The organism is Paraburkholderia panacisoli (assembly GCF_008369935.1).
GTDB lineage: Bacteria > Pseudomonadota > Gammaproteobacteria > Burkholderiales > Burkholderiaceae > Paraburkholderia > Paraburkholderia panacisoli.
In genome coordinates, this window is sequence record NZ_VTUZ01000008.1 from 288,513 (window position 1) to 299,298 (window position 10,786).

The window sequence follows — 10,786 nt, forward strand, 5'->3', positions numbered from 1 at the left end:
GGATGCCGCTTTCGACAACGCCGTCAGCCGATGCCGGCCGCAGCAGCCTGCCGGTGATCGTGGTAACGGGCATGGCGTTCGAAGCGCGGATCGCGCGCGGCGAGGGCGTCGAGGTGGTCTACGCGGCGCGCGCCGATCTGCTCGAACGGGCGCTGAGTGCGGCGGTCGCGCGCGGCTGTGCGGGCATCATCAGTTTCGGGACGGCGGGCGGATTGGCGCCGGATCTGGAACCGGGCTCGCTGATCGTCGCGGACGCCATCGAAGGGCCGTTCGGGCGGCTCGAAACCGATCGGCAATGGACTGACAGGCTCGCTGCCGCGATGGTCGCAGGGCCGCTCGCGGTGCGTCTGCGACGCGGCCTGATGGCGGCGGTTAGCGCACCCTTGGTGACGGCAGATGACAAGCGCGCGCTGCATCGCGCGGCGGGCGCGTTGGCGGTGGATATGGAGTCGCACATCGCCGGCGCGACGGCCGCCGCACGTGGGCTACCGTTCGCCGTGTGCCGCGCGATAGTCGACCCGGCATGGCGCACGCTGCCGTCCGCCGCGACGGCTGGCCTGCGCGACGACGGCAGCACGGCGCTCGGGCCGATTCTGCGCGAGCTGCTGCGACAACCGTCGCAACTCGGCGCGCTGATTCAGGTTGCCGTCGACGCCCGCGCCGCACGGACCTCTCTGGTGCAGGCGCGACAGGCGATGGCCGAGGCCGGGGCTTTGCGCATGATGACGGCGGTTTGAAGGGCAGTCGGTAGCCCGAGCGGCACGCGGTTTCCAGCAATGACTGTCACGCGGAAATTCAGTAGCCGTTGAAATACTAGGGAAAACCCCTATATTTGGTACAATGTCAGTGTTAACCCTAGGTTCGCGGGCGCAGACCCGCCGACCTGGAGCACCAAACACGGAGTGCCAAATGAATTTCCATACCAGAAAGTGGGTCAAGCCCGAAGACCTCAACCCCAACGGGACGCTGTTCGGCGGCAGCCTGCTGCGCTGGATCGACGAAGAAGCGGCGATCTACGCGATCTGTCAGCTGGACAATCAGCGTGTCGTGACCAAGTTCATGTCCGAGATCAACTTCGTCAGCTCCGCGCGTCAGGGCGACATCATCGAGCTGGGCATGACCGCCACGCATTTTGGCCGCACGTCGATCACGCTTCGCTGCGAAGTGCGCAACAAGATCACGCGCAAGAGCATCCTGACCGTCGACAAGATGGTGTTCGTCAATCTCGACGAAAACGGCGAGCCCGCGCCGCACGGCCGCACGCAGATCCGTTATGCAGACGAGGCGTTTGCGCGCTATCGCGAAAGTTCACGGCCGGCGCCGCAAGGCGTGGTTGCAGTCGAAGATGAGAGGCTGGCGGCACGCGCTGAGGCGGAGGCCTTGCATTGAGGTAGTTGATCGGCTTGCGTGCGTTGCCGGGCGGCGGTATTGCGCCTTGGGGCGTGCCGACGTGTTACTGGCGTTCTGTTCAGTCTTACCCGCTTTTAGCTAGTCTTCGCGGGACACCCATTCCGGGCGTCCCGCAGCGCTTTGGTACTTCTCCAGCGCGTTTCCTTCCTCAATCCCTATTGCGCGACCGGTGCCGAAGCCGGTTGTTTGTCGTCGGCCGGTGCGGTTTGAGGTGTCGGCGCCGGTGTGCCTGATGCGGCTGCCGGTGCCGCAGCCGGCGGCATCGCCGGCACTGCGCCCGCCGCGCCGCTAGCAGGCGTGTCGCCCGGATCGGTGTAGTTGGGCACGCCGGCCGGGGCACCGGTGGCAGCACCAGAGGCCGCGTTCGGAGCTTGCGCAGCGTCGCCCGGGTCCGCGTAGTTCGGCAGCGCGGCCGGTGCACCGGCGGCGGGTGCGGCGCCGGCCGGCGCCGCCGCGCCGGAGTCGTCCTGATCGTCGTAGTTCGGCAACGGCGCGGCGTTGTCGCTCGTGCCGCGCAGACGCGCGCGGCGTTGCTGCGTGTACGCGTCGCGCACGAACGAGTATTTGTCGAGCGCGGCCTGCTGCAACAGATCGGTGGCGCCGAGCAGGTCAGAGCGCGTGCTCACGAACTGCAGCAAATACAGCGGATTGCGCACCGCCGGTTCCATGTAGTTCAACGGATTGAACTTCACATCCACGATGAGGCCCACGCTGTCGCGCACAGTGCTCGGCCCGAACAGCGGCAGAACGAGATACGGGCCCGACGGAATTCCCCAGTGCCCGAGCGTCAGACCGAAATCCTGGTGGTGCTTGGGCAGGCCCGCGGGCGTCGCCCAGTCGAGCAGACCCCCTAGACCGAAGACCGAGTTGAACGCGAAGCGCATGATGTCTTCCGTCGCGTCGGTGATCTTCAATTGCAGCAGCGCGTTCGCGGCGTTGGCCAGATCGCCCAGGTTCGAGAAGAAGTTGCTGACGGCAGTGCGCAACGGCTGCGGCGTCACCTTCTGATAGCCCTTGGCAACCGGCTCGGCGATATAGCGGTCCACGCCGTCGTTGAAATTGAACACGACCCGGTTGACCGGTTCGAAAGGGTCGCCGGGCTTGCGGTCGGGGCCGGTTGCACAACCGGTGATCAGACCCGCGGCGGCAAGCGCAAGGGCGGTGTTACGCAAATTCATGCTTATATTCCTCTTTGCTTCGCGCGACGTTGGCGCGGCTTGCCCATGAGCACCGGCTGAAACACCACCGCGCCGATCAGCGTGCACAACAGCGACAGCGCCAGCAGCCGACCCATGCTCGACGTGCCCGGATGGTGCGACAGCCAGAGGCTACCAAACGCGGTTGCCGTTGTCGCCGCGCTGAACAGCACGGCATGCGTCAGGCTCGATTGCAGAAGGCCGGTTTGCCCGTTGCGCCAGGCCATCACGAAGTAGATCTTGAATGCCACGCCGACGCCGAGCATCAGCGGCAACGCGATGATATTCGCAAAGTTCAGCGGCATGCCGAACACCACGCATAACTCCAGCGTGACGAGCGCCGAGACGAGCAGCGGTACCAGCGTGCGCAGCACGTCGCTGATGCGCCGCAGCGCGACCCACAGCAGGATCGCAATCGACAGCAGCGCGTAGGCGGCGGCTTGCAGGAACGCCTTGATGATCGTGTCGGCCGAATGCAGGATCGAAATCGGTCCGCCGATCGCGCCGGGCTCCGCCTTCTTCACCGCATGCGCGAAGCGCGCGAGCATCGCGTCGTCGTTCGGATCGGTGCCGGGCTGGACCTTCGGCCCGATGTCGACGAGCGCGCGGCCGTCCTTCGACACCCACGCGGCGGAGATTTCCCCAGGCACGTTCTCGCGGGTAATTTCGGTCGGCTGCAGCAGGTTTTCCAACTGCTTCAAGGCGATGCGCAGCGTGTCGGACATCGCGGTTTCCGCGCGGTCGCGCGTGGCGGCGTTGGCGGCGGCCAGCTTTTGCAGCGTCGCCGACAGATGCTGTGCTTCCGCGGCGCCCGGACCCGGATGATCCTCGGCGGCCAGCGAGAGCTGGTTCGACGCGCGTTTGAGCGCGGCCACGCGCAGCTCGTCGGTGGCCTGCGGTGCGGGCTGCTGCTGCAGCGCGGGCAACAGTTGCTGCGCGGCGCTCGCGATCAGCATCATCTTTTGCTGCTGCTCGCTCGGGATGAAAGTGTTCAGCGTGGTGACGCGGCCCACTTCGGGCAACGCGCGCAAACGCGCGGCCATCTGGTCGGCTGCGGCGAGCGAGGGCGCCAGCGCATGCACGTTGTTGACCGCGGCTTCCGGCGAGTCCTTCAGCGACAGCAGTGTCGCCATCGATTCCGTGTGCGGGTCCTTCAGATGCAGCGGGTTGAAGTCGAAGCGCAAATGCGTGAGCAACGGCGTTGCGCCAATCACGACGATCAGCGTGCCGATCAGCACCGGTCTGCGGTGTTGATCGAGGAAATCGTCGACGGGCGCGAGTTGCTTGAAACCCGGCGAGCCGGTTTCGCCCGGCGGGTTGAAGACCTTCAGCAGCGCCGGCAGCAGTGTCATATTGGTGAAGTACGCGACGAACATGCCGACGCCGGCGATCTGACCGAGCTCCGACACGCCGCGATACGCGGTTGGCAGGAACGAGAAGAAGCTTAACGCGACCGCGACGGCCGCGAGCGTGAGCGGCACGCCGATACTGTGCGCAGTATGCATCAGCGCGGCGGAAAGCCGGTTGTCGCGGTTGCGCTCCTCACGGTATTTGACGCCGAACTGCACGCCGAAATCGACCCCGAGCCCGATGAACAGCACCATGAAGGCGACCGAGATCATGTTGAGCGCGCCGACCATCAGGAGGCCGAGCGCGGCGGTAATCGCGAGTCCGACGAACAGCGTGATGAACACGGCGGCGATCATGCGGCCCGAGCGCAGCGCGAGCCACAGAATGACCAGCACGACGATGAAGGTGCCGATGCCGTTGAGCACCGCGCCGTCCTGGACCGACGCGAACTCTTCGTCGGCGAGCGGCTGTTCGCCGGTCAGGCGGATCGTCGCGCCATAGCGCGAGTCGAGGTGTAGCGACGCAGCGGTGTCGCGGATCGCTTTCGACGCGATTGCGCCCGGCTGCAGCGCGTCGTAGTTGACGACCGGCTGCACGATCACGAACGAGCGCGCCGGATCGGTGGCGACGGTCTTATCGACCAGCGCGCGCCACGAGAACGCCGCGGGCTGACCGGCCAGCACGCGGTCGAGCGTGTTCGCGCTTTGCGATAGCAGGTGGCTCATGTCGCCGAGCTTCACCTGGCCGAGTTGCAACGGCAGCAGCAGGCTCGTGGTCAGCGTGCCGGCGAGCCCGGTCAGGCTCGGGTCGTGGGCGAGGGCGTTTACGAGCGGGCGCGACTGGACGAGTTGCGAGGTGGTGGACATCACCTCGTCGGTTGACGGGAACAGCAGGCCATTGTGTTCGAAGAACGGGCCGCCGGCGGGCTGCGATACCGCGACGAACTCCTTCGGGTCGCTCTTGAGCGCGGCGGTCAGCGCATTGGCGGCGGCATCGGCGAATTCCGGCGCGCGCGCTTCGACCACCACCAGCACGGTTTGACCGCGATCCGGGAAGGCCTGGCTCAGCGCGTTCTCGAGCGCCGTCCATTGTTTGTCGGTTTCGATCAGACGGCTGATGTCCGTATTGATCTTGAAGTTATGTACAACGTAGAAGCTGCTCAAAATGGCGAGCACGATCGACAGTGCGATGATCCGGAACGGATGGCGCACCGAAGAGGCGACGAGACGGACGATAGATGACTTCAGCATGTAGGCGAACGTGGCCTTATCACGGATGTTGTTTTTGACGAAAGTGCACAAGTATACAGAGCCTGGGCGCTGCAACCCGACTTCGGTAGCAAGTGTGGCTCCCGGTGACACAATCAGGGGCGGGAACGCAATCTCGGTATACTGGTCTATCTTGCTTTCGCCCCGGGCTCGCTAGCCCGCCGGCGCTTACTTCTCTCAAGTTCTGGCGACCGTATGAAACGTTATCTATCTGCTTTTCTGGCTGCGGCCGTGGTGTCCACGGCGGCTTACGCGCAAAGCTCGCCTGATGCGCTGGTAAAAAGTGCCGTCGAAGGCACGGTCGCCGCGATGAAGGCCGATCCCCAGGCGCGCGGCGGCGACATGGCGAAGATCACCGAACTGGTCCAGACGCGCTTCGTGCCCGCCACGGATTTCCAGCGCACCACGCGCATCGCGGTCGGCAAGCCGTGGTCGACCGCGACCCCCGAGCAGCAAAAGCAGCTGTACGAGCAGTTTACGCTGCTGCTGGTGCACACTTACGCCGCATCGCTTTCGCAGTTGCGCGACCAGGACGTGAAGTTCAAGTTCGTGCCGGCGAACGTGCAGGCCGGCTCCACTGATGTCGTCGTGCAGTCGCATGTGATCAGCAACGGCGGCGACGATTCGATCGACTACCGGCTGACCAAAGGCCCCTCCGGCTGGAAGATTTACGACATCAACATGATGGGCGCGTGGCTGATCCAGGTGTATCAGACGCAGTTCGCCGACCAGATTGCCAAAGGCGGGATCGACGGGCTGATCAAGTTTCTGACGGCGCACAATGCGCGCGGCGCGGGTTAAGTCCTGGTGGTTTTCAGGGCTGTAAAGAAAAAGCGCGGTGGCCATCAAGCCACCGCGCTTTTTGCTTATGCGCGACCCGGGGCGGCGCGAACCGCCCGTCGTGCCGTTAGTGCGCGGCGGTAGCCGTCTGCACCTTCTTGCCCTTGCCGGTGCGCTGAATCTCTTCCAGCTTGATCTCCACGTGGCGGGAGAACACATACTCGGCGGGGCGCTGATTGTCGAGCGGGATGTCCTTGGTGAACGCACCGGTGGTCTTCGGGCCGCGCAAGCTGACCTTCAGCGCCTTCAGCGGATGCGCAACCGTGTCCATCACGGCCGTCGCTTCGAAGCCGCAGTGCACCATGCAGTCGGCGCACTTCTCGTAGTTGCCCGTGCCGTAGTTGTCCCAGTTCGTGGTTTCCATCAGTTCCTTGAAGGTCTTCACGTAGCCTTCGCCGACCAGATAGCACGGCTTCTGCCAGCCGAACACGGTACGCGCCGGGTTGCCCCACGGCGTGCACTCGTAGGTCTGATTGCCGGCCAGGAAGTCGAGGAACATCGCCGACTGGCTGAACGACCAGTTTTTGCCGTTGTTGCCGCGCTTGAAAATTTCGCGGAACAGATGCTTGGTCTTGTCGCGGTTCAGGAAGTGCTGCTGGTCCGGCGCGCGCTCATACGCATAACCCGGCGAAACGGTAATGCCGTCCACGCCCATCGGGCCCAGCGTGTCGAAGAACGCGGCGACGCGTTCCGGCACGGCGTCGTTGAACAACGTGCAGTTGATGTTCACGCGGAAGCCACGGCGCTTCGCTTCGCGAATCGCGGCCACGGCTTTCTCGTACACGCCTTCCTGCGACACCGAGTGATCGTGTGCTTGCTTGTCGCCGTCCAGATGGACCGACCAGACGAAGTACGGATTCGGCTCGTAGTCGTCCATTTTCTTTTCCATCAGCAACGCGTTCGTGCACAGATAGACGAACTTCTTGCGCGCGATGATGCCCTTCACGATCTGCGGCATTTCCTTGTGTAGCAGCGGCTCGCCGCCTGCGATCGAGACCACTGGCGCGCCGCATTCGTCGACTGCGCCGAGGCATTCTTCCAGCGACAGACGCTGATTCAGGATGGGATCCGGATAGTCGATCTTGCCGCAGCCATTGCAGGCGAGATTGCAGCGGAACAGCGGCTCCAGCATCAGTGCGAGCGGGTAGCGTTTGTTGCCGGAGAGGTGCTGACGCATGATGTATGCGCCGACCCGAACTTTCTGTAGCAGCGGAATAGACAAGATGTCCTCCTTAAACTTCGCGTGCGGCGAGTGGTTGCATCAGTTTCGATGGCAACTTGAATTCGACTTTTTCTTCACGGCCCGCCATCGTCGTGACATCGACAGGCCCCAATGCGCTCAGCGCATCGATTACGTTCTTGACCATCTCTTCCGGCGCCGAAGCACCGGCCGTGATGCCGACCGTCTGCACGTTGGCAAACCATTCCGGCTTCACTTCCGAACCGTCGGCGACGAGGTAGCTCGCCACGCCGCTTTCGCTGCCGATCTCGCGCAGCCGGTTCGAGTTGGAGCTGTTGGTGGCGCCCACCACCAGCAGCACGTCGACCTGCTTGCTCAGTTCGCGCACCGCCGCCTGGCGGTTTTGCGTGGCATAGCAGATGTCGCGCGTATCAGGACCGACGATGTTGGTGAAGCGGCGCAGCAACGCGTCGATGATGCCGCGCGTGTCGTCCACCGACAGCGTGGTTTGCGTGACATAAGCGAGCGGCGCGTCGGCCGGCAGGTCCAGATGCGCGACTTCGGCTTCGCTTTGCACCAGCAGCACCTTACCCGGAATCTGGCCGATCGTGCCTTCCACTTCAGGGTGGCCCGCGTGGCCGATCAGGATCAGCGTGCGGCCGGCGCCCACATATTGGCGACCTTGTACATGGACCTTCGTGACGAGCGGGCAGGTCGCGTCTAGCACGTCCAGGCCGCGTGCCTCCGCGTCGCGCTCGACCGTTTGAGCAACGCCATGCGCGCTGAAAATGGCCACGGCGCCTTGCGGCACCTCATCGAGTTCCTCGACGAAGCGCGCACCTTTCTGGCGCAGATTGTCGACCACGTGCCGGTTGTGGACGATCTCGTGACGAACGTACACGGGCGCGCCGTGTTGCTGTAACGCACGATCGACGATCTCGATTGCGCGAACAACACCCGCACAAAAGCCGCGGGGCTGAGCAAGGATGACTCGCATAAATGGGCGAACTCCGACTGACGCGGGTTGCGAAGAAGTCCATAAGCGTGACTTTATCGCCGCGATCGTCTAATTAGTTGACGTCTTGAGCCCCGGCGACGAGCCGGTACAGCAAAACCAAACGCGCATTCTAACGCTATCAGGCCAGCTTTGCTTTTGGCGCGCCCCTTGTGTTGGGCGCGAGCCGCAGGCGCAGCTTGCCTCGCGGCGCCGTATCCAGGATGCGTGCCGCCATGTTGGCACGCTGCAACGGTTTGACGGAACCCTTAAACTACGGGGTCCCTGCGGCGCGCATCGCGAGCCGCATTACAGAATGGTTTCGAGGCTCGCTGGATGGACGTCGAACAGTACGAAAATTTTCCGATCCCGAGCGTGTTGCTGCCGAAGGCGCTGCGCGCGCCTATCGACATTATCTATCAGGTTGTGCGCACCGCGGCCGATATCGCCGACGAAAGCGACTGGAGCACCGCCGAGCGACACGCCGGCCTCGCCGACCTGCGCGCGGGTCTGGACGCGGTGGCGCAGCGGCGCGCGGCGCCGGTCCATCCGTTGCTGTTCGGCAAACTAGCCGGCGTGGTCGCACAGTATAAACTGCCGCTCGCGCCGTTTTATGATCTGCTTGACGCCTGCGCGCAAGACATCGACACCCGCCGCTATGCCGACCGGGCCGCGCTGCTGGACTATTGCCGTCACTCGGCGAACCCGCTCGGGCATCTGATGCTGCATCTGCTCGACGCGGCGACGCCGGAGAATCTCGCCGATGCCGACGCGATCTGCACGGCGTCGCAGCTGATCAGTTTCTGGCTGGACGTGGCCGCCGACTGGAAAAAAGATCGCGTGTACGTGCCGCTTGCGGATCTGCGGCGCTTTGACGTAACCGAAGCGCATATCGCCAACGGCGTGGCCGACGACGCCTGGCGCTCGTTGATGGCCTACGAGGTGTCGGTCGTGCGGCAGACATTGGTGCGCGGCGCGCCGCTCGCGCTGCGCATGCCGGGGCGGCTCGGCATTGAACTGTGCGCCGCCGTGCATGGCGGCCTGCGCTTTCTCGAACGGATCGAGAAGGCGGGCTACGACGTGTTTCGCGAACGTCCGGTGCTCAACAAATTTGACTGGTGCGTGGTCGCGCTGCGCACCGTGGTGATGCGGCTGTCGCGGCGCGTCGGCGTAGAGGCGCGTTCAATCGAGGGTAGTGCTTAATGGCAGTGGTTCTGTTTCTTCTTTCGTGTCTCTCCCTGTTGATCTGGTGCGTGCTGCTGTTCGCGCGCGGTGGCTTCTGGCGCGCGCGTCCGGCTGCGCCGCTCACCGTCGCGCCGCGTGTGACGTGGCCCGCGGTGGCCGCCGTGGTGCCGGCCCGCAATGAAGTCGACGTGATCGGCGAGGCGGTCACGAGCCTGCTTCAGCAGAACTATCCGGGGGCATTCCACGTGATCGTCGTCGACGACCACAGCACCGACGGCACCGCCGACGCCGCCCGCGCCGCCGCGTTGCAGCTGCAATGCCCGGACCGCCTGACGGTGCTGACCGCGAAGCCGCTGCCGCCGGGCTGGTCCGGCAAGGTGTGGGCGCAGTCGCAAGGCATCGAGGCGGTGCGCACGCTGGGCTTGCCCGCCGACTACCTGCTGCTGACCGACGCCGACATCGGCCATCCCGCCGACGCGCTCGTGCAACTGGTCGCCCGCGCGGACGTGGAAAAGCGCGACCTCGTCTCGCTGATGGTCCGTCTGCGTTGCGACTCGTTCTGGGAAAAGGCGCTGATTCCGGCTTTCGTGTTCTTCTTCGCGAAGCTGTACCCGTTCGCGTGGGTCAACAACCCGCGCAATCGCACCGCGGCGGCGGCGGGCGGCTGCATGCTGGTGCGGCGCAGCGCGCTCGAGGAAGCGGGCGGCATCGAGTCGATTCGCGCCGAGCTGATCGACGATTGCAGCCTCGCCGCGCGCATCAAGCATCGCGGCACCGGGCGTCATCCGATCCGGCTGGACGTGGCGGCGCGCAGCGTGTCGCTGCGTCCGTACGATAGCTGGCGTGAAATCTGGAACATGATCGCGCGCACCGCCTTTACGCAGCTGCATTATTCGCCGCTGCTGCTGGCGGGCACGCTGGCCGGCATGACGATCATCTATCTGATGCCGCCCGTTGCCGCGCTGCTGCTCGGTCCGTTGGGCTGGCCCGCATGGCTCGCGTGGGCGGCGATGTGCTGCGCCTATGCGCCGATGCTCCGCTACTACCGCCGCTCGCCGCTGTGGGCGCCGTTTCTGCCGCTGGTGGCGTTGTTCTATGTCGGCGCGACGTTCGCGTCGGCGGTGCGCTACTGGCGTGGCAAGGGCGGTCAGTGGAAGGCGCGCGTCCAGGCGCCCGTGCAGGAGCGTTGACGCGGCACGCATTGTTGAATGCAGACGAAAAAAAAGCGGCGCCTGGCGCCTAATGCCGTTCAGTTAAGGTTCTTCTTCAAGAATCGAACGGTGTAACGGTGAGGGCGAGATTTGACGACCCGGTCGCATGTGCGGCCGGGTCGTTTTTCATTGGGCAGCGACTTGAGGCGCTC

Annotated in this window: 9 protein-coding genes; 5 read left to right on the forward strand and 4 right to left on the reverse strand. The window is 64.6% G+C overall.

All coding sequences use genetic code 11. The features are described from left to right. Positions 1 to 2: 2 nt before the first annotated feature. Both FVF58_RS14995 and FVF58_RS15000 read left to right on the forward strand, forming a co-directional pair. The gene (locus tag FVF58_RS14995; protein WP_149670687.1) at positions 3 to 737 is read left to right on the forward strand and encodes a phosphorylase; all 735 of its coding nucleotides are present in this window, start codon (positions 3 to 5) and stop codon (positions 735 to 737) included. Between the two features lie 172 nt (positions 738 to 909). Further along, complete coding sequence (locus tag FVF58_RS15000) at positions 910 to 1,389, forward strand: acyl-CoA thioesterase (RefSeq protein WP_149670688.1); 480 nt, start codon at positions 910 to 912, stop codon at positions 1,387 to 1,389. A gap of 176 nt (positions 1,390 to 1,565) precedes the next feature. Here FVF58_RS15000 and FVF58_RS15005 read toward each other — a convergent pair whose 3' ends face one another. Both FVF58_RS15005 and hpnN read right to left on the reverse strand, forming a co-directional pair. Then, positions 1,566 to 2,588, reverse strand: a complete 1,023-nt coding sequence (locus tag FVF58_RS15005) for an MlaA family lipoprotein (RefSeq protein ID WP_149670689.1) — start codon at positions 2,586 to 2,588, stop codon at positions 1,566 to 1,568. Positions 2,589 to 2,590: 2 nt separating this feature from the next. Further along, positions 2,591 to 5,206: a hopanoid transporter HpnN gene (hpnN, locus tag FVF58_RS15010; RefSeq protein WP_149670690.1), complete on the reverse strand. Its 2,616-nt coding sequence runs from the start codon at positions 5,204 to 5,206 to the stop codon at positions 2,591 to 2,593. Positions 5,207 to 5,419: 213 nt separating this feature from the next. Here hpnN and FVF58_RS15015 point away from each other — a divergent pair, with 213 nt between their 5' ends. Then, positions 5,420 to 6,025: an MlaC/ttg2D family ABC transporter substrate-binding protein gene (locus tag FVF58_RS15015; protein ID WP_149670691.1), complete on the forward strand. Its 606-nt coding sequence runs from the start codon at positions 5,420 to 5,422 to the stop codon at positions 6,023 to 6,025. A 106-nt stretch (positions 6,026 to 6,131) separates the two neighbouring features. Here the strand turns inward: FVF58_RS15015 and hpnH are convergent, their stop codons facing one another. Then, a complete protein-coding gene (gene hpnH, locus FVF58_RS15020) occupies positions 6,132 to 7,286 on the reverse strand; it encodes an adenosyl-hopene transferase HpnH (protein ID WP_149670692.1) in 1,155 nt (384 codons plus the stop codon). Between the two features lie 10 nt (positions 7,287 to 7,296). Next, positions 7,297 to 8,241 carry a 4-hydroxy-3-methylbut-2-enyl diphosphate reductase gene (gene ispH / locus FVF58_RS15025; protein WP_149670693.1) on the reverse strand — a complete coding sequence of 315 codons (945 nt, stop codon included), beginning with the start codon at positions 8,239 to 8,241 and terminating at the stop codon, positions 7,297 to 7,299. Between the two features lie 333 nt (positions 8,242 to 8,574). On the opposite strand from ispH, the gene hpnC reads away from it, so the two are divergent. Both hpnC and FVF58_RS15035 read left to right on the forward strand, forming a co-directional pair. Then, entirely contained in the window at positions 8,575 to 9,441 is an 867-nt protein-coding gene (gene hpnC / locus FVF58_RS15030) for a squalene synthase HpnC (protein WP_149670694.1), read from the forward strand. Continuing rightward, positions 9,441 to 10,613, forward strand: a complete 1,173-nt coding sequence (locus FVF58_RS15035) for a glycosyltransferase (protein WP_149670695.1) — start codon at positions 9,441 to 9,443, stop codon at positions 10,611 to 10,613. The genes hpnC and FVF58_RS15035 overlap by 1 nt, the downstream gene beginning before the upstream one ends. Positions 10,614 to 10,786 lie beyond the last annotated feature (173 nt).